General features: G+C 34.3%; 17 protein-coding genes. 9 read left to right on the top strand and 8 right to left on the bottom strand.

Annotated features, from left to right (window positions below; all coding sequences use genetic code 11):
- The first annotated feature begins 222 nt into the window (after nt 1-222).
- On the top strand, nt 223-555 hold the full coding sequence (locus tag EZS29_RS09125) for a transposase (RefSeq protein WP_130609235.1): 333 nt from the start codon (nt 223-225) through the stop codon (nt 553-555).
- Nucleotides 549-956 carry a transposase gene (locus EZS29_RS09120; RefSeq protein ID WP_172603870.1) on the top strand — a complete coding sequence of 136 codons (408 nt, stop codon included), beginning with the start codon at nt 549-551 and terminating at the stop codon, nt 954-956. Before EZS29_RS09125 ends, EZS29_RS09120 begins: the two co-directional genes overlap by 7 nt.
- Before the next feature lie 45 nt (nt 957-1,001).
- Here EZS29_RS09120 and EZS29_RS09115 read toward each other — a convergent pair whose 3' ends face one another.
- On the bottom strand, nt 1,002-2,321 hold the full coding sequence (locus EZS29_RS09115; RefSeq protein ID WP_130606299.1) for an IS701 family transposase: 1,320 nt from the start codon (nt 2,319-2,321) through the stop codon (nt 1,002-1,004).
- A 420-nt stretch (nt 2,322-2,741) separates the two neighbouring features.
- Here EZS29_RS09115 and EZS29_RS16220 point away from each other — a divergent pair, with 420 nt between their 5' ends.
- Entirely contained in the window at nt 2,742-2,870 is a 129-nt protein-coding gene (locus tag EZS29_RS16220) for a hypothetical protein (RefSeq protein WP_281276254.1), read from the top strand.
- A gap of 4 nt (nt 2,871-2,874) precedes the next feature.
- On the opposite strand, the gene EZS29_RS09110 is transcribed toward EZS29_RS16220, so the two are convergent.
- Both EZS29_RS09110 and EZS29_RS09105 read right to left on the bottom strand, forming a co-directional pair.
- The gene (locus EZS29_RS09110; RefSeq protein WP_130609229.1) at nt 2,875-4,755 is read right to left on the bottom strand and encodes an NAD(P)-binding protein; all 1,881 of its coding nucleotides are present in this window, start codon (nt 4,753-4,755) and stop codon (nt 2,875-2,877) included.
- 96 nt (nt 4,756-4,851) lie between these two features.
- On the bottom strand, nt 4,852-5,553 hold the full coding sequence (locus tag EZS29_RS09105; RefSeq protein WP_172603869.1) for an MBL fold metallo-hydrolase: 702 nt from the start codon (nt 5,551-5,553) through the stop codon (nt 4,852-4,854).
- A 495-nt stretch (nt 5,554-6,048) separates the two neighbouring features.
- Here EZS29_RS09105 and EZS29_RS09100 point away from each other — a divergent pair, with 495 nt between their 5' ends.
- Complete coding sequence (locus EZS29_RS09100) at nt 6,049-7,296, top strand: dicarboxylate/amino acid:cation symporter (protein WP_130609221.1); 1,248 nt, start codon at nt 6,049-6,051, stop codon at nt 7,294-7,296.
- A gap of 242 nt (nt 7,297-7,538) precedes the next feature.
- A complete protein-coding gene (locus EZS29_RS09095) occupies nt 7,539-8,825 on the top strand; it encodes a hypothetical protein (protein WP_130609218.1) in 1,287 nt (428 codons plus the stop codon).
- Between the two features lie 53 nt (nt 8,826-8,878).
- Here EZS29_RS09095 and mnmG read toward each other — a convergent pair whose 3' ends face one another.
- Together mnmG and EZS29_RS09085 are read right to left on the bottom strand one after the other, a co-directional pair.
- A complete protein-coding gene (gene mnmG, locus EZS29_RS09090; protein WP_130609215.1) occupies nt 8,879-10,756 on the bottom strand; it encodes a tRNA uridine-5-carboxymethylaminomethyl(34) synthesis enzyme MnmG in 1,878 nt (625 codons plus the stop codon).
- Nucleotides 10,757-10,882: 126 nt separating this feature from the next.
- Entirely contained in the window at nt 10,883-11,647 is a 765-nt protein-coding gene (locus EZS29_RS09085; protein ID WP_130609212.1) for a substrate-binding periplasmic protein, read from the bottom strand.
- 397 nt (nt 11,648-12,044) lie between these two features.
- On the opposite strand from EZS29_RS09085, the gene EZS29_RS09080 reads away from it, so the two are divergent.
- The 4 genes from EZS29_RS09080 (at nt 12,045) to EZS29_RS09065 (ending at nt 15,956) form a co-directional block, all read left to right on the top strand.
- The gene (locus EZS29_RS09080) at nt 12,045-12,683 is read left to right on the top strand and encodes a lytic polysaccharide monooxygenase auxiliary activity family 9 protein (RefSeq protein ID WP_281276253.1); all 639 of its coding nucleotides are present in this window, start codon (nt 12,045-12,047) and stop codon (nt 12,681-12,683) included.
- Between the two features lie 31 nt (nt 12,684-12,714).
- A complete protein-coding gene (locus EZS29_RS09075) occupies nt 12,715-14,313 on the top strand; it encodes a chitinase (protein WP_172603868.1) in 1,599 nt (532 codons plus the stop codon).
- Nucleotides 14,314-14,420: 107 nt separating this feature from the next.
- Complete coding sequence (locus EZS29_RS09070; protein WP_130609206.1) at nt 14,421-15,527, top strand: NAD(P)-dependent oxidoreductase; 1,107 nt, start codon at nt 14,421-14,423, stop codon at nt 15,525-15,527.
- A gap of 30 nt (nt 15,528-15,557) precedes the next feature.
- Nucleotides 15,558-15,956 (top strand): hypothetical protein, encoded by a 399-nt coding sequence (locus EZS29_RS09065; protein WP_130609203.1) that lies wholly within the window; start codon nt 15,558-15,560, stop codon nt 15,954-15,956.
- Between the two features lie 8 nt (nt 15,957-15,964).
- Here EZS29_RS09065 and EZS29_RS09060 read toward each other — a convergent pair whose 3' ends face one another.
- The 3 genes from EZS29_RS09060 to EZS29_RS09050 form a co-directional block, all read right to left on the bottom strand.
- On the bottom strand, nt 15,965-17,197 hold the full coding sequence (locus tag EZS29_RS09060) for a GAF domain-containing sensor histidine kinase (protein ID WP_130609201.1): 1,233 nt from the start codon (nt 17,195-17,197) through the stop codon (nt 15,965-15,967).
- 77 nt (nt 17,198-17,274) lie between these two features.
- A complete protein-coding gene (locus EZS29_RS09055) occupies nt 17,275-19,158 on the bottom strand; it encodes a glycoside hydrolase family 15 protein (RefSeq protein WP_130609197.1) in 1,884 nt (627 codons plus the stop codon).
- The gene (locus EZS29_RS09050; protein ID WP_130609194.1) at nt 19,086-20,417 is read right to left on the bottom strand and encodes a glycoside hydrolase family 57 protein; all 1,332 of its coding nucleotides are present in this window, start codon (nt 20,415-20,417) and stop codon (nt 19,086-19,088) included. The genes EZS29_RS09055 and EZS29_RS09050 overlap by 73 nt, the downstream gene beginning before the upstream one ends.
- Between the last annotated feature and the right edge of the window lie 11 nt (nt 20,418-20,428).

Here is a 20,428-nt window from a genome sequence, read left to right as displayed (position 1 = left end):
TTCCATTCCTCTTGAGCAAGCGTTGAAATTATAAGGCGTACTCAACCTTGCATATATAATTAATTTTCAGATAATTTTATAGAATATAGATATAGAAACTGTCCAACATGATTTTTAAAGGAGATTGAATATTATTAAGAGGATGGTACCTTAGTTTTCGACAAAAAAAACAAAAAAGGTACCATCACGGAATATAAAGAAATTTTAAGCGCTTCGCAAGTTATGATTCATTTTTTACCAGTGATCAGATCAAGGAAGCATGATCCAGCAGAAATCCTTTCTGGAATATTTTATGTATTCATTACAGGCATTCAAAGGAGAAATTTAAGCAGGGAATATCCGCCGAAAAGTACTTGCTACTTCTGCTTTAAAAAGCTCTCAAAGTTGGATGCATGGAAAGAAACTTACACGCAGTTTTTTGCAACCTATAAAAAATATTTTAGAGCAAATTTAAACGCAGTTTCAGTAGATGGAACTTTTGTAAAAGCAGTTAAGGGTGGAGCAATGATCGGGAAACTTAGATTGGAAAAGGAACAAAAGTCATGCAAATGGTAGATAAGGAGGGGCTCTTAGTTTCTCTGCATGTTGATTCTGCTAATCCTCATGAGTCACGCCTACTGATGAAAACTATAAAAAATTCTATATCGCTAACCAAACCTAGATATATACTTGGAGATAGAGCATACGATTCTGACAAACTGGATCTTGAGTGCAAGAAGTTAGGAATAAGTCTTGTTGCATATCATAAACTAAATCGTAAAAACCATACCCAAGATGGACGGGAGGCGCGAAGGCTTAAAAAGAGATACACTGTTGAAAGAACAAATGCACATTTAAAAAATTATCGAAAGGTTAATGTTCGGTATGAGCGAGACCCTAAACTATTTGAGAATTTTATATGGATGGCACATTGCTTAATATTTATTAAAAAATTCAATATTCATATTGATTACTAGGTAGCTTAATCATGTTGGACAGCTTCTAGTACTACTTCGTTAAATCTAAGAAGTATTTAAAATAAGCTTAGGAAAGCAAGGAAAAGTATTATCACAAAATGGACAAAAAATAGTTTGAAAAATACGATTTATATATCGCCTTACAGCAGAAAATGAGATCTCAAGTTTTTTTTTATCGAATTCATTTATAAAATAATATGCTAAAAAGCATAAAGCTATATGGTGATGCAATCCTAACCACGAACGCCCTTCATAATGATCAAGACCCAATTCTTCTTTTAAAATCTGGTATCCCTGTTCAATTTTCCATCTTTTATGCATGAGTTCTATTATTTCATCTTTTGGATAAGTTTTTGAATAATTTGAAATATAATATTTTAAAACTCCATCTTTTCTTTTTTCAACTAGAAGCCATCTTTCTTTTCCAACTTTTTGCCAAGGTCTTGAAATACATTCCATAACTCTTGTAGCAACATATTCTACTTTTATATTTTCATTTTTCCGTCGGATTTGAATTATTTTGATATTACTTCCTTTTGAAAATAACTCTTCTGCTATCCTTAAAGCAGAGCGGGGCTTATATCTATTATCTACAGGATTGTCATAATCTCTAAGTTTTGTTTGTAAATTGCGTTTTCTCGGAACTACACTTTTTATTGGAATATTCTTTGACCAAAATTTCTCGTTATTTCTAATATGTCCTACAAAATTTATTTTTCTCTTATCAAGTTCATTTAGAAAATTTCTATTACACCCATAAGCTGCGTCAAAAACTAATGATTTTATTTTGAATAACTGGATGCTTTCATCAATCAAATCAAGTGCTATTCTCCACTTTTCTTTGAAGTTTCTTTCCTCTAAAGGTACTTTTACTTTATCTAATTTTTTTGAATTTTTAATCCATCCATCTGGCAAATATAGCCTTGCAGTAACTGGAAAATGTATTTTATTAGAAATCGCATGTAAGGTAACAATTACTTGACAGTTAGAAATCTTACCTTGAACTCCACAATATTGTCTTGATACACCAACACTCTCATCCCCCTTTTTTGGAAGACTTGTATCATCGAGAGAAAAAATAAATTCATTCATTTTCAGTCTATTAATCATATATTTATTTAAACTTATAATAAGCTCATGAAAAGACCATTGACTTTGATTAACAAATTGCTGTAAAGACTGTTCATTTGCATTTGAAATTCTTGATGCCATTGCTCCTATAGATTTTCTCTCGCCATCTAATATCAATCCATATATGTAAGTTTTACACCAATGTACTCTATCATTTCTTTTAAAAACCGATCTAAAACCATCGATAAATTGTGAAACTTTTAATGAAAGATCTTTTATATTTGCTATTTTCATGATTCAACCTCAAAAAAATATTTCGAGGACTTAAATATAACATATTTTTAATTAACGAAGTAGTACTAGTCTATTTAATGGTATTATCATCAAGATAATTTATGTTATTATTAAATAATCAAATAAACAACCTTATTTATTTGATTAATTTTTTTAATTAATTTATAAAAATAAAGATACATAATTTTTAAATTATAAATTTTTTTTAAATTAATTAAAATACATCTTGGATATTCTATATTTTTGTCCCCTATTGACATAGTTTTTTTTTAATCTTAGACTCCCATGTCAATGTAAATACCGCGAGAATTTTATATAATTATATTTTTTGAAGTTTATATTGGTCTTGCTGGCCAGTATGGAATCGAGACTCTGTACAATTTATGTGATTTTGTTCGAACAATTAATTTTGAGGTGCTTATGTCGTATTCAAATGAAGAAAAAAGCAATGAAGATATTTTTGATATCAATTTTACTTCATCTACTATTGAAGTCAATGGCGAATTATTGTCATGGCGGTCATGTAGTACTTGTCTTTGCATGGATTGAAAATTCAAGTGAGCGTTGCAAATTCCTGCACTGCTCTGTGCGCCATGTCTATTGCCACATGTGTATAGGGATTCCAGGCTGAATCTGCATTGGCAATAGTAATATTGCCAAAAGGTTTTGCAGCCAATTGAATTATTTTTTCATTCTCATTTTTATCATCAAATAAATCTTTTGCGCTATATGAATAACCGTGCGACCAACGGTTGACTGTGAGAGCAAGAATATCTTTTTTATGATTGAATCCTTGACTGCCAAGCATCCGTTGCAATTGTTGGCGGAGATCATTTTCCATTTCTGCAAATGGAGTGGTGAGTAATTTTGCCCGACCGAGGCGAGCTTGGGTGCGTGCATCGAGGCCTGAGTCAGGCATCGTGGGCACATAGACCATGTGCAGGCAAATGGGATCGCTTGGATTTTTTGAATGTGTGTAGTTTTTAAATTCAACAGGATAATCAATTTTAATCCGAGAATAATTCATTTTGGGTGCGTATATTTCATGAACGCCAAATTGTTTAAATGCCTGCCAATTGCGTAAAATAACTTTTGAGTAGACGAGAGCTGCTTTGACATTTTTGCTTAGAGCTAATTTTTGTTCACTCGGCAGATCGGGAATAATATAAGGGATCATCATATTGTAACAAGCCATGACGCAGTGTTTTGTCTCTAAGCGGTGTAACTTTCCCTCTTTGTCTAAATATCCAAGATCAACATTCTTTGCCTTTTGCTTTACATTTACAACCGTGCTGTTGAGGCGAATACGCACAGGAGAGTTTTTTAAATCCAATTTTGTATAATCGAATTTGGCTAAAATAAGATCATCCATATTGTTACCTTTACCCACCTGTGGGATCATTTTACGCACAAGCAAGCGAGCAATCGAGGCATTGCCATCGGGAAAGTGATAAATATAAGGATCATTCAAGTTGTTATTGGACTCGGCATCAAGGGGAGGAAGATTCATCCCATCAAGCCCTGGAAGATCAAGGCAGCGTGCTTCAAGAGCAGAAATGCTATCCACACCAATTGCGAAGAAATCATTGCTACGCGACTGAAAATAGTTTGCCACCTGTTTACTTATTCCTGCATGTTTCATTAAGAATTCTTTGTAACTGATTTTTTCCAAATATTTTATTTTATCTTGCACAGTTTTTTCTGGAAGGTAATCGATCTTTTTTTCATGTAAATTTATCAAAGATTTTTTATCATTGTTAGAAAAAGGAAAGTCATTGATAAAGTCTTGAACACGTCTGCCATTCAGACGTTTGTGGTCGATGTCATCGGCAACAGCGCGACTGGGATCACCTGTTACCATTTTGTCCACACCAAAATCTTCCTTGTTAAAAAATACGGCACGGCTTAAGCCAAGGTCGGGATAAAAATTTTGGCGAAATTTAGAGCCTAAATGATCAATATCCACAGATAATTCTTTTAAGAGGTCAACCGCAATTTTACTATAATTTGTTTTTGGTGACTGTAAGGACTCCGTGCCACCATAGGCAAGGATCATTTTGCCGTCGATATGAAATTCATTTCTTTTAGCATGCCCCCCGAAATCATCATGATTGTCGATGACAAGGATCTTGGCGTTTTTTCCGAATTTCTTTTGGTAAAAATATGCTGCAGAAAGACCACTTATTCCTCCTCCGACTATAATCGCATCGTAATTTTCTTCGATAGGAGAACTATCAAGGGGAAATTTTATATTTTCTCGTCCGAGTTTATGCGCATTTTCAAATGAACCCGGATGATTTCCTCTTAAGCCGGTTAATTCTGGTGGGTAATAAATATTTTTAGTGGGTGCAGCATTTAGGACATCGAGTGGGGTTAGGCCAGCTGCGATTGAAATTGAGATACCATTTAAAAAATCACGACGACTGATACTCATTATTTATTCCTCTATAAAAATTGTTTAAAAAAAGCGGACTCAAGTTTGCCCATTAAATTTTTTTAAAAATTGTCATAAGGTCTCCCAATAAATGATCTAAAAAACAGGATTTAAGCCTCCCAATAAATTTGCAGGAACCGATTCCTTTATTTTTTTGGGTGGTGGAAGATTCCAGGAATTAAGATCATTTTCAAATTCACTTAAATTTTTATGGAGCAGTTGTTTATTTGTTATTTTTTCTTCTTGGACAGTTGAAACAAAGCGATTTTTATAGTCGTGACATGGGTAAATAAGGACATCATCTGGGAGAGAGATTATTTTAATTAAAGATTCATACATATCTTTATTATTTCCAGATTGAAAGTCGGTGCGTCCGCATCCACCGATAAACATGCAATCACCTGTAAGAAGCCTATTATTTTCTACTAAAATGGAAATGCAATCAGGAGTGTGGCCAGGGGTGTCAAAAAATTGCAGTGAAATATTTCCAATAAAAATAGTTTCACCATCTGTTACTTTTTGGTGTTGATATTGAACTTCACTCTTTGAACTGAGCAAAACAATGCAATTAGCAAAAAGATTTTTTAATTGGTTGACAGCTGTAATATGATCCGCATGTACATGAGTTTCAATTAAATATTTAAGATTCCAATTATTTTCTTTTATAAGAATTAAATACTCTGCAGTATTTTCATGGACAGTATCAACAATAGCTATATCTTTGGACCTGCTATCGCCTATGATATAGGTATAGGTATTTGAGACTTTATCCGTCAATTGTCTAAATATGAGTCCCATATTTTCTCCTTTATTATGAATAGCTAAGTTTAAGAGAAATATTCCAATATTGAATGATGCAGTTTCATAAATCATTTTGCATTTATTTTCTAGTCATTTTTAAGTCTAAGTCTGATATTTCTCGAATGGTGGATCGGAATAGATTTTGCGAACGGAATTGTTAATCCAGCTTTTCTCAGAAAATAAAAAAAAATGCTTCATCTATTTGAAATATGTATACTAATATGATAATTGACAGATGTTATGATTAGATTCAAGAATTCGTAAGGGGATCAAAACTTGAAAAATGTAACAATCTCCATAGTTAAACCTGTAAAAGTCCAACCGCTCACCATATCCACAGCGTTGTGCAACGCATGTGCTTTTTCTCCCTTCTGTTGTTGTTAAATCATTCGTTTAATATCTTTTTTGCTAAAATTAAATATAAATATTTAAAATAAATTGATTAGTATTTATATCTTTTATTCATTTAAAATTTTCAAAGAGAGTATATATATGACTGCAGTTCAAATACCTAAAAAGAGAAGTATCTATAAAATGCCCCTTATTTATTTATCGATGATTGTCTTAGGTGCCCTGTGTGGCCTTTCGAATATCGAGATATTACATGCGACGGGATTATTTATATCAGATTTATTTATTAAAATATTTAAATGCATCAGTGTGCCTATTATATCCCTTTCCCTGATAGTGACCCTCTCGGGTTATAGTTCTGAAAAATCGATGAAATCAATCTGGCAGCGCACTCTTTTTTATACCTTGAGCACCACACTTGGAGCTGCAACAGTGTGTGCGGTTCTCTATTATTTTATACAACCAAGTAATGTGAATTTCTCACAGCCCAATGCTGCTCCCATAGTGAACACCGATCTGAGCTATTTTCAACATATTTCTAATATCTTTCCTGCAAATATCATTGCGCCATTTTTAGAAAATCAAGTCATGGGTGTTTTGTTGATCAGCATTTTAGCAGGTGTGGCCATTCGCTTTATTCCAGATGCAGAGTCTAAGAAAACAATAACAAATTTCTTTAAAGGTGCGCATGGCCTGTTTCTTGTCCTAACAAAGTGGATTGTTGCTGTCATACCGCTTGGCCTGTTTGGTTTCGTGACTGCAACAGTGATTCAATTGCGTGATGGCATGGATTTAAAGGGGGTAGGGGAGTTTTTAGCTGTGGTGGTCTTAGCAAATATCGTACAGGGCTTTATCATATTGCCTCTGTGGTTAAAATGGAATGGAGCGAAGCCTTTCCAAATGATGCATGGAATGTTGCCCGCACTATCTTTAGCTTTTTTCTCAAAATCTTCTGCAGGAACATTACCCGTAACCATAGAAAGTGCAGAGCGTAATTTAAAAATGCACCCTACAGTCACTCGTTTCGTTTTACCCCTTTGCACTAGCATCAATATGAATGGTTGCGCAGCTTTTATTTTTGCTACTGTTATCTATCTAATGCAAAACAATGGAGCCGATATAACTCTCGCCACTATGGGGCTTTGGATTGGTATTGCGAGTATAGCTGCAGTAGGTAATGCAGGGGTTCCCATGGGCTGCTTTTTTCTCAGTGCCAGTCTTCTTGCGAGCATGAATGTGCCAATCACTCTTTTAGCTGTTATTCTGCCTTTTTACAGTATTATCGATATGGTAGAGACATCCTTAAATGTTTGGTCGGATTCATGTGTGGCTAAGGTTGTAAATGATAAGTTAAATCTCAACAAAAGTGTCTTAAATAAAGCTTCTTAACAAAGAAACAATGCACAAAATATCTCAACAAAAAGTGAATTATTTTTTTACATATGACAATTCTAAAACTTTAATAATATTTAAGATATTGATTTTATGTATAAAAAATAATTAATAACTTCCCAAAAAAAAGTAAAAAAAATTTACAATAAAATAAATTGATTCATTCATGTATGCAAAGAGTATGAAATATATGTGGTTTTGCTTGGTTGATTTTGGGGTATTTAAGGAGGAAATTAAAAATGTTATATATTAAGACAAAAAAAATTGCATTATTGATGAGTATTTCTTTATCTGGAATGGCTTTCGCGAATACTTCAAACGGCGAAAATTGGCAAAATCAATCTCAGCCAAATAATGAGATTGTAAAATATAATATTTACGCAGGGAATCAATTGCTCAAAAGTAATTATAATATAAGAAGAAAACGCTCGATAGGGGGAAATCAATTAACAGCCCCCATTCCTTCTTATCCCATGCCCAGTTTTACAAACATAGATAATTACGTGAATTCCCATGGTGGTTCTTTTCCCATGACTTGGGGCATTGAAAATCAGCAAAATTGGTCTCCAGCAAGATCATTTGCTAGCTTAGGTGACAAAGATATCGGTACGGAACTTGTCTGTACCGATCCTACTGGTTGCCATGGAATACTGGGAATAGAACGAAATAAAATAACTACGGTGCCCTTTCTTCCTCCCAATAGTCCTAACGACAAAAGCGTCGGTTTTGTTTTTAAAGATATTAAAACAAACAGTGTAAGTTGGTTTTATGTTGAAGATTTCAATGACAGCTTTGATAAATTCTTTGTTGTTGCAGGAGATGGAAAATTTAAAGAAGTGACACCTTCTGTGGACTCATTCAATTTGGCAGTTGAATTCAATGCAAAATATGGTGAGCCAATTGGTTATATTTTATTAAAATCTTACCCCAACGAATCTTTTAAAGTTTGGAATGGAAACGATGGTTCTCCTGCGGTTTTGCAACAAATAACGAGCGGCGATGGTTCCGAGTCTTTAAGTTCGGGGACTTTTTGGCAGTTGGCTTGGGAAAGTCAAGTGGGACGCGGCTCCGCTTTGAGCAACACCATTTCGGTCACACATGGATTGTCAAAGACAGAAACTTCAAGCTTAGGTTATCAATTGGGCGTTAAAGAAAGTGCTGGTTTTGATGGACTTTTTTCAACAGAAATCAGCACGAGTTTTCAACAAAACTGGGGTTGGTCTACAAATGTAGATGATCAAAAAACATATTCTACACAAATATCATTTCCAGTCGACAATGACCATGATAGGGGTGTTGCTTATTATAACTTAATGCTTGGCGTGCATACCAATGCTCCCCAGCTTGAACAGTTTTTAGACCCAGTCAATCCGAACGGGTTTAATGCTCAAATCCAGAATCACTTTGTTCGATTGCAAATGGCTAAATCATTGCCATATGGAGTGTTAGGAGCGGAAAACTCGTTGGATGCGAAAGCACCATCCGGAGAATATATTTATGGTACTTTGGCTGTTAATAGAAATTAAATTTAACTGTTACTTTAATTTTAATAATCTAAAATAAATCCAATGTCTCTTCATTACTGAAGGGGCATTGCGTTTCTTTCTCTGTCGATCATTGTGTGAAGTAAAGTAACAGCTGCAGGAGTGATCCCGCTGATACGCGAAGCTTGTCCCAATGTGCTAGGATTGTGTTTTTTGAGTTTTTCAACAACTTCTTTAGATAAACCACTGACTAAACCATAGTTGAAATTTTGTGGGATCCACACATGATCGTAAGTGCGTAGTTTGTCACTTTGTGTTTCTTCTCTTTTAATATACCCTTCATATTTTACTTCAATCTCTACACAACGTAATATGCGGAGATCATAATCTGTAACAAAGCCAGCTTCTTTAAGGAAACGGACATTCACTTCGGGTCTTTTTAAATATGCATCGAGTGTTACGTTCGTTGAGATTTCGGGTAAACTATTTTCCAATAATTTTTTATTCAACTCAGGAGTTGGATTTAACCAAATACTTTTTAAACGCGCACGTTCGGAAGAGATTTTTTGTATGCGGTCTTTAAATTTTGTATAGACCTCATCTTCCACCAAACCAAGCTGGTAGCCATATTCAGTGAGACGAGCATCGGCATTGTCTTCGCGCAATTTCAATCTATTTTCCGCTCGACTTGTGAACATGCGGTAGGGTTCGTTTGTCCCTAATGTAGTTAAATCATCAATTAAAACACCAATATAGCTTTCTGAGCGACTTAAGATAAAAGGTTTTTTGTCACTGACGCGGAGAGCTGCATTTATGCCAGCAATCAGCCCTTGAGCAGCAGCTTCTTCATAACCTGTTGTTCCGTTCAGTTGGCCTGCAAAATAAAGATTTTTAATTTTCTTAGTTTCCAAAGTCGGGTGCAATTCTGTCGGTTGAACAAAATCATATTCAATTGCATAGCCAGGCTTCATAAGAACGACATTTTCAAAACCAGCAATTGTTCTTAAAAATTCTTCTTGAACATGTATGGGTAAGCTTGTGCTGATCCCGTTTGGATAAATTTCGTGGGTCTGATAGCCTTCAGGTTCAATAAAAATTTGATGGCTGACACGATCTGGAAATTTAACGACTTTGTCTTCAATACTCGGGCAATAGCGTGGGCCAATTCCTGTGATGATGCCACTGTACAGTGGTGAAAGATGCATGTGATTTTTAATAACTTCATGAGTCTTTTCATTGGTATATGTAATATAGCAAGGCACCAATGGTTGGGTTATTTTGTCTGTGCGATTGCTAAAAGGGACAAAATCAGGATCGCTGTCCTGCTGTTCTAGACGGGAAAAGTCTATAGAACGTGCATCAAGGCGTGGCGTTGTGCCTGTTTTCATCCGACCCACTTGGAAGCCATAATCTTTTAATGCTTGCGCGAGCTCTACACTTGCAGGTTCACCCGCTCGTCCAGAGGTGATTCTTCTTTCGCCAATATGGATTAAGCCATTTAAAAACGTACCTGTGGTTAAAATAACACAGGAGGAGTGAATGATTTGATCAAGAGATGTCTTTACCCCATATACACAATTTTCGTCTAATATAAGCGAAGAAACTGTGTCTTGTAAAAGGTCAAGGTAAGGAGTGTCTTCAAGGGTTTTCCGCATATATGTGCGATAAAGATCCATATCTGCTTGTGCGCGACTTGACCAAATAGCGGGGCCTTTGCTTTTATTTAAAATTCTGTATTGGATCCCCGTTTTGTCAATTGCAGCACCCATTTCACCGCCTAAAGCGTCGATTTCTTTTACTAAATGTCCTTTTGCGGTGCCGCCAATAGCTGGGTTACAGGACATCTGTCCAATGCGATCGATGCTCATTGAAATAAGAAGTGTTTTCTTTTTCATACGTGCAGAAGCAAGAGCTGCTTCACATCCAGCATGACCTCCTCCAACTACCACCACATCATAATTTAAAGAACGCATAATAAATAACCCCCAAAAAACACAAAAAGCCTTTTGTCATAGTCCATGACAAGCTTGTGTTACTTACCTGTATTTGTGTTGTGATTCAAGGGATATTGGCAAAGAGCGATGCTTCAGCGAGAATCCTTATTTGTATTTTTTATTTATCTTTTCAATAGTTTTGTCTTTATTCATTTGAATGAGCAGGTCATTGAGTTTCTTAATAAGGGCGTCATCCGTTCTTTTATTGAAAGCGGCATAAAGTTCACTTTTTTTAATTGTAAAAACCTCAACAATTTTTCCTGTTTTTTCCGATTTGCTGATATAAGGGCCAAGCAAAGCGCCTGTGGCCCAGAGATCGATCCTGCCTGCTTCCAGTTTAAAAGCATTTTGCACTTCGTTATTGGCAAGAATGAGCGATTTACCAGGGATAAAGCCATTTTTCTTAAGATAATCTGCGGTGGCATCGTCATTGTAACCGCCCACCCGATGTTTCTTTGCTTCATCAAGTGTATTTATTTTTATGGTAGAGCCTTCTTTCGCAAAAAAAACCCAATTGCTTTCACCGATGGGGCCTACCCATTTGAACAGTTTTTCTCTTTCAGGTGTGCGTGATGTGGCAAAAACCACAGTATTGGGTTCTTCTAGCGCCAATTTATAGGAATGCGCCCAAGGATAGATATTTAATGTGTAATTAACTTTTGCTCGTTTGAATAACTCTTGCATGATTTCTGCTGAAACACCAACTATACTTTCATTTTCAATCATATTATAAGGTGGATAATGTTCGGTAACAGCATTTATTTTAAGAGTAGAACTTATTTTAGTGGCTGCTTGAAGATAATTGAAAAAAATTAAACATAAAAGAGGAATAAAAAATCTAAATATTCTTTTTATTTTTAGAAGCATCATCTGCTTTACCTCACAGCTTATGAATTATTCATAATTATAATAAAAATTGTTAGTTGTGAAATTATTTTCTAACAAAAAAATGGCAGAGAATGCATTCTTAAAAAAACAGGAATTTTCGCAAAAATAAATGAATTGGCAATGAAAAAATATTTTGAAATTTTTAGTCGATTGTATTTGTTGTTTTTCTTAATATTTTTCCTAACAAAATCAAATTTTTTCGTCAAAATTCAGACACAGTCTATTTGTTAAAAAATAATAAGTTTGTATTATAAAAAATACTTGTCTTTTGTTCGTTTTCTAAATTTCACAATAAAATTAAATATGGAGGATTGATAAAAGTTTCTAAGCATATCTGAGTAACCGTTTATCTAAAACTGAATAAATTTGGGAGTAAATGATGATGAAACACTTCACGCAAAGAGTTGTGTTCTTGAGGCTTGTTGCCTTATCATTTTCTATAGTTCCACTGCACTGTGTTGCCCATGGAACAATAGAGTATCCAATCAGTCGAGTCTACAGCTGTTATAAAGAAGATCCTGAAGATTTAAAATCTGCTGCTTGTAAAGCCGTAGTTGAGGAAAGTGGAACAGGCCCACTTTATAATTGGAATGGAATTAATCAGGCAAATGCTAATGGCAAGCATAAACAAGTTGTTCCTGATGGACATTTATGTGGCGGTGGCAATTCGATGTTTACAGGGCTCGATTTAAATCGGTCTGACTGGAACACTTCACTCATAAAATCCATTAATGATAAATTCACTTTTGTTTACTTAGCTGCAGCACCACATGCAACAAAATATTTTAAATTTTATATTACAAAGGACTCATACGATTATTCACAGCCCTTGAAATGGTCTGACTTAGAAGACGAACCTTTTTGCACAATAAGTAAGATTAATTTAATAAATCAAAGATATTATATGAATTGTGATTTACCACAGAATAAAAAAGGAAAATATCTCATTTATAATATTTGGCAAAGGTCGGATAGTCCAGAGGCTTTTTATTCATGTTCTGATGTCTATATTGAATAAAGAAAAAAAATTTAAATACATGGAGAATATTATGAATTTTTTGCAATTTATTCCTTTTGTTGTATCAGCTTCATCATTTGCCCAACAATTTGTTCCTCCTGAATGTTATAATGCTGTATCAAGAAATGCATTGGAAGCAAATTCAACAATAAGTATTTTAGCAAAATGTTCTATCGATTTCACTGCGGGGGGGAGCATAGCTTTTAAAGGAGATCATACGGGTACTCCTTGGGGAACGTTCCCTGGTGGCTGGATGGATTTTATAAATATACCGGAAGGATATATATACAAACCAACTACAAATGACAGTCATATTTTAAATAAGGGTGACACACTTATACTCGAGTACTCTGGTAAAACAGCAGCAACACACATTGCTCTTTATACTGGTGCAAATCCCCCTCCCCCCCCAGTGCCGACTTATGGTGTGTTAAAGTTTACAAATCCAACAGGATATATCTTTACTGCTTATTTGAATAATGATGATAATTCACAAGATATCGTAATTAACGAAACAGATTTAACCGCGAAAACTTTAGTCGGAAAGTATTTTATTTCTATCCCACCTGTTAACAGTAATGGCAAAATATTTGTGATCACTGCAGAGCCAAATCCTGTAACCTTAGCAGAAAACCAAACTGTAAATGTGGCATTTTCTGCAAAAGAATTAGCAGCCAATAAAATATTCTTTCCCTATATTGAAACCAGCGCTTTAACCGATCCAACGCAACCAAAACCAAGTGGATGGTTGTATCCTTTTTCTAAATTATCCGATCTCATTCCAATTGGAATATATAACGTTACACTTGCTTTTGTTTTAAGTGACGGAAAATGTGGTTGCGATTTTTATTCGCAAAATTACAATGCCAACTTAAATGGACAGATAAGTGCATTTCAAGCAATCGGTGGGCGTGTGATAGCTTCTTTGGGAGGGGCAAATGGTCCCTATATAGAAGAACAATTTATGGGAAACAATTGTAATGTGGCTGGAGAAAATAAAGAAGTTACTTTAGCTAAAGCTTATGAAAAATTCATTGATAAATATAATATTCGCTATTTGGATTTTGATATAGAAGGATCTGCAATTTCAAATATAAGTCAAGTGGATTTAAGAAACAAAGCTATCGCAGTATTGTTAAGTAATCCAAAATATGCTGATGTAAAAATTTCTTATACTCTGCCTGTCTTGCCAACAGGAATACTCAATAACAGTATTCATTTATTAAAAAATGCAAATACAAATAAAGTCGTTGTCGATAGAATTAATATTATGACAATGGATTATGGATCGAATTTTCCGCCAAATAGAATGGGTGACAATGCTATTCTTGCAGCAGAAAGCTTGCATAAACAAATTACTCCAATTTATCCGCATGCAAGTTCAGCTGTGCTTTATAATAAAATTGGAATCACTCCTATGATTGGTTACAATGATGTGCGTCCTGAAGTTTTTACTCTCGACGATGCTTCCCAAGTTTATATTTATGCTCAAACGAAAGGAATTGGTTTACTTTCGTTCTGGAGTTTAAATCGCGATCATGCATGTGAGAGTGGCACTGTTTCAGGTGTTTGCAGTGGGATTCTAACTCAACAGCCATTTGATTTTGCAAAAAAGTTTTTGGGTTATTAAATGGCAAAAGTGATCAATTCTTTATATCTAATAAACTGTATTGCCTTCGACCGTCTTTCACTTTAACTTAACGGTTAAAGTGAAAGAAAGATTGGAGGCAATACAGCATGGAATACATTTTCAACTCAATTAAAATAGATGAATTGAGAAAAAGAACATATTTTTTATATAAAGATGCGGAAGAAGTTTATGCAAAAAAGCCTCTAGCTGGCATTCGTATCTTGCATTGTGCTCCTTTAACATATGAGAGTTTATGTAAAGTTGAGCCTCTCGCCCTTGCTGGCGCTTCTCTGACAATGACTGGTTACCCCAGTTTATCGGATCATCCAGAAGTAGAAGATTTAATAAATAAAAGTTCTATTAAATATGTGCGCGATTTTAATTATTTAAATAAAGATTATGATATTTTTCTCGATTATAATGCGCGTCTCTTGCAAGCAGGCACACCTAAAATTGGAACAGTTGAATTTTCTCAGTTGGGCGGTGAAATCTATAAAAAAATTCATTTAGATTATCCTGTTATTTCACTCGATGACACTCAGACAAAAATTATAGAATGCAAATACGGTACAAGTGAATTATTTGTCCAAGCTTTTAAATCTATCACTGGTGAAGATTTAAATAATAAAAATGTTGTTTTAATTGGCTGTGGAAAGTTAGGATCTGGAATATTGGAAGTACTAACAAAGAAAAAGGCAAAAATAACAATCATTGACAATAAAGCTATGGCTTTTGAAATGGCTCGGTATTACTCTGCGGCTTTTATCGATAGCAAAGAAGTAGAGAAAATAAAATTAACTCTAAAAAAAGCTTTTTGTGTCGTGTGTTCCACAGGAATAAATAATTTAATTTCGAAAGAATATAAATTAAATCCCAGTGATTTTTCTGATGCATATTTAGTTGATATGGGCGGTGCCGATGAATTTGGCGATTATTTTCCTGAAGAAAGAATTCTGGCAAATAAAAAACCGATTAATTACATTCTTGAGCATCCTTTTGTCATGGAATACATAGATCCTATATTTTATGCTCAGAACTTATCTGTATATCTACTCCTTGATAAAATGTTTCCATTTGCTGGTTTTTATCCATTTCCAAAAGAACTTGATCAACAAATAGTAAATATTTTTGAAAGAAATTATCTTAAACCGAGTATTGAATGGCATAAAATAAAAGGAATTGAATCTGTTGATGTTTTTAAAAAAGAGTATTAACTGCGTTTAACTTTATCCATGGATATAAAAATGTCTAGATTTTTTTCATATTTATTTATGTTAATTATATTTAACAATCCTATATTAGCAAAAAAAATTAACAATACATGCAGTGTGTGTGAAAAAAAGTGCGGAGAGAGTTTTCACTATAAAAAAAAATGGACTCCAGCAGAAATTCGTCTTGAAATGAACAATAATAAGCATTTAGTATTTGAGCGCAGCGGAGATAGTATTCTGAAACTCTATTTGGATGATGCTGTTATGACTTATACGAAAGATACACTTAAAGTAACAGAAATGAATCTAGAGGAACAAAGAGAAAATCCATTTTATACAGTAAAGCATTATTTTAATTTTTCGTATAAAGGAGATAGGATTTTTCGCATTGGTTGCTATTGTTGTGCAGAGTGTGGAAAAAAATGTGAATAAACTTTCGTTTATTCTTCTAAGTATACTGGAAGCTGAATGATGAATGTAGACTTCTCGTTGAGATCATCGTGAATGAGGTTACCGTTACAATCCGAAATGATCCACTTTGCTAAATTTAAGTCAATTCCCATGGAGGCTTCCAATAAATGGGTTGGAAAAAGAGGGTTCATAAGATTCTTTTTGATATTTGGATGCAAGCCTGTCCCACTATTTAATATACGAACGATAAGATTGTTTTTATTATCGGTTTCTAAGCAAGACATTTTAATATTGATCCATTTCTCCTCTTGCTCTAAGACAGTTTCATAAGCATTCATAATAACATTATAAAAAGCGTGTGCTAAATTAATCGGTCTGCATTTCAGTTTAACACTTGGGATTTCATCGATTACTAAATAAATTCCACTGTTTATTATTTTTGTTTCGCAAAGAATGAGAACTTGGTTTAAAATTTCTGAAAACTCTCGGACTTTGATTTCTTCAAAATCAGAAACCATTGAAAAATCACATAGTGAATTAATAATATATGAAATACGTTTGCTTGCATTCAGGATGGAATTTAAATCTTTTAAAGCATCTTGCTGTTCAAAAGCATGATCGCTTTTAAGTTTACTTTCTAATAAATAAATTCGGCCTAAAATTATTGATAATGGGTTATTTATTTCTTGTGAAATGCCAGAGCTGATATTAATAACAGATTTCATTTTTTCATCATGAATAATTGATTTTCTTAAAAGAATGAGCTCTCTATTTTTCTTATAAATTTCAAAATAGTTTACTACTTGTTTTGATAATGTACGAAGAAGTTCAATCTTATCATCATCTAAATAATTAGGTTTTTGATCGATTACACAAATAGTTCCAACATTGTAACCGTTATGAGACTTGAGCGGCATTCCCGCATAATAGCGGATATAAGGCTCCCCTGTTACTAAAGGGTTGTCTTTAAAACGGGGATCTTCTGTTGGATTTGAGACGATAAAGACATCGTCTTGTTGAATGGCGTGGGTGCAGAATGATATTTCCCTTGGTGTTTCGTCAACAGCAAGACCAACTTTTGATTTGAACCATTGTCTGTTTTCATCAATTAAAGAAATGAGAGCGATTGGAGTATGACAAATGCGCGAGGCTATTTTTGTCAAACTATCAAGATTAAAATCAGGGGGGGTGTCTAAAACATAATAATTATTTAGTTCCTGCATCCTTAATTCTTCATTTGACACGGTTGGATTATTTTCCATATTAATTTCCTCGATATGAACTAGTCTAAATTAAATATATAATAAAAAATGAAATTATTTTTCAAATAATTGACATATTATTGGCTTTTTTTAAAATTTTCATTTGTCCATAAATAAAAAGCATGACTCCAAGCGAGAGGCACAACCCAGAGGTGTTTTCCAGTTACAGAATGTATTTGTTCTGGAAAATAACCAGCTTCATTACTTAGATTGAGTGTTTTTTCAAAGATATCCTGAGCTATTTTCTGAAATTCAGGCTTTAAATGGGCAAGCGAAAGTGCGGCTTGTGCTAGCCAAAAGCCAGAGAGAATCCAGCTATTTCCTCCCATATAAAGGTCATTTTCATAGCGCAAAGCCCCCATTTTTGTTGAAAGCTTATCATAACAAAATTCGAAAATAGATATTTTGAGAGAGTCTTCTATTGGAAATTCATTAAAAGGAAATATACATGATAAAAGGGAGATATCTGCTCTGAGATCGCGATTATTACGAGGATCAACTCCGCGAGCAAAACGCTTTTGTTTCGTTACATATAAGTGATTGTAACAGAAGTTTTCGCAGTTTTTAATTGAGTTTTTAATTTCTTCTTTGAGATCAGGAAAATGAGGTAATGCATTTACTAAAGCAGAGTGTGCACAAATATGTGAATAAAAATGTAAGCCATAAAATTCCTCCCAAAGGTCAAAACTATTTTGTAGGGAACCCTTTTCATTGAAGTCATTAATTAATTTTTGGATACCCTTTTTAATGCAAAGTAAAAATTTGTCATTTTTTTCATTGCGAATAAATTCAAGCAATGCAACAATAACAAGACCTATTTGATCCGCTTGCAATTCGCACCAACTGGGTGCTTTGTTTCCTTGAGAATCAAAACGTTGAAAATAATCCCCACTTTGACTTTGTATTTGGCATAAGAATTGCAGTATAGGACGCGCGGCGTCTCTGTATCCACATTTTATGAGACTCAGCGCACAAAATGCTGCATCTCGTGGCCAAATAAACCCATACCCACCGCTGTGTTTAAAATCAGAATCACATTCAGGCGCAGCAAGAATGCCACCATTTTGATCCGTTAATGATTTTAGCACAGAAAGAGAAACTTCTTTTAAATGTTGTTTCTTTATTTCTAAATTGTTTATTATGTTTCGGCGCTGATGATCGATTTTATTTTTATTTATTGTTTCGTTCGGAATATTTATAGATGGATCATTGTCTAAATATAGAGCAAATTTTTGCTCTACTTCTTCTTGTTGAAATCCAAATTCATAGATAATTGAGATCTTTGCAGTAAATATATTATTATTATCTATTGACTGCGTAAGAGTGAGCGGTTGAGTGCATGCAGCCGCATAGGCAAGACCCATTTCAATTCTACGAAAGTGATTGGGATCGCGCAAAAAAAGATCGATCATTTCTCCCATTGCTGTGTTATTTTGTGCTTGTATGGCTCGGACATATTGGAAGTGTGAGAACTGTGAGTCGTTACAAGCCGCAATTCCAACCCAATAATTTCCATTGTAAGCAAAAATAAGATCTTCACCGGTTTCTGAATATACAGCTTGAAATCTTTTTTCGTTATGCATTTTCCAACTTGATAGAAGCCAAAGTTGGATTTTTTTGTCAGCAAATTCTATTGGAATTTCAAAAGACCACTGCTCTATTAAAGCAGAACCATTTGGAATGACTTTTTTTATAATTTCAATATTTTGGAAGCGTGGATGTTGGATATTCCAATGAACAACTAAGGCATTTTCTTTCGGAAAAAAAGATATTCTGAGTTTATCACGAATTTTATCCAACCAAATGCTTTCGCCATCTATAGCTAATCCACAAATTGAGAAATCGAGATGGGAATGGTGTGCATCTTTAAAGGGCCAAAAAAGTCCTTTTAGTTGTCCATCTTCACCAAGACAGGCGAGGATATTGTCTGAGGCGACGATGCTTGAATAGTTTTCAGACATGCTGCATTCTCTCTGATTTGTCCATGTGTTTGAATTAACACATCATTTTTTGTTAGTTCTTTCTCTTTTATTTTTTCGGCACATTTTAATTCAAAATCTTCTAAAATATTGACATAGTCTAAATAAGCCTCGTATGGACTTTCAAATGGACTAAAATACTTATGAACATCGCCATCATTCGACCATTTTATACACATATAATAAAAGTGGTCACTTGTCAGAAGCCTTCTCCATTCTTCTGTTAATAGATCGTCTTTAAGATCACTTATCTGTTTCTTTAAGTTGTATACTTTTGCGAAAGCATCTTCTTGTATGCGATTCCCAAGCCAAGCGGATATATCACGCTCTGTGTCTGCCCAGCTTAAAGGTCTGTCGATATTCAGGGCTGTCTGGGCAGAAAATTTTTGTGAAACTTCAGAGACAGTTAAAAATTCAAAACGTTTGTCTTGTGTCATATTGCTGATAAAGTTTTCGATGAATTCAAAAATACCCGTGTCAGCCCATTGATGCTCACCAAAGGTTTCGTAATCCATAAATAAACCAACAAATTCATGGGTGCCATCCAAAAGTTTTTCAAACCAAGCATGATATTTTTCAGGTGTCAGCGGCCATGAGTCCCAGCCTTGGTTCGAAAAGCGAAAGGCTAAATCATCAGAAAGCTTATAACTTTTTGGAAGTAGTTTTAAATTTTGTTTTTCTGGATGATGAAAGACGTGGTGAGGATTCCAACCCTGTGGAATAAAGGGATCCCATCCTTCAACCAGGCAGGTGTTAAATCCAGCCTTATCTATCAGTTTGCCAATTTCGTTCGAATATATAAGCTCTGTGTTGCGGAATGCCGTAACTTCTCGACCAAAAAGTTTTTTAATATTTTTTTTGTGTAGATCAATTTGGGCAAAAAATTCTTGTTCATCGATCAAAGCAGACAAACTGTGATGAGAGGTTTCACAAATAATTTCTGCATTTTTGAGTGATAATATATCTTGATATAGTTCAAGTAATTTAGGATCATATTCTTCACACTGGGCTAAAAAAGTTCCTGACAATGAGAATGTTACTTTAAAACTGGTTGGATATCGCTTTAGCAGTGAGGCAATTAATAAACCTGCAGGCCAATAACATTTTCTGGCGACTTTTTCGAAGATGACTTTATTGGATTCAGAATTAAAGTAATTTTTATGCTCACCAATATCTTTTATTCTATAATGATTAATACGAAAAGGCTGATGCACTTCGAAGTAAAAACACAAAGCAACCATTTTATTTCCTT

This window comes from Fluviispira sanaruensis, from assembly GCF_004295685.1.
In the GTDB taxonomy this organism is placed as follows: Bacteria; Bdellovibrionota_B; Oligoflexia; order Silvanigrellales; family Silvanigrellaceae; genus Silvanigrella; species Silvanigrella sanaruensis.
The sequence above is the reverse complement of the archived record's forward strand: the minus strand, read 5'-3'. Positions and strand labels throughout refer to the sequence as shown.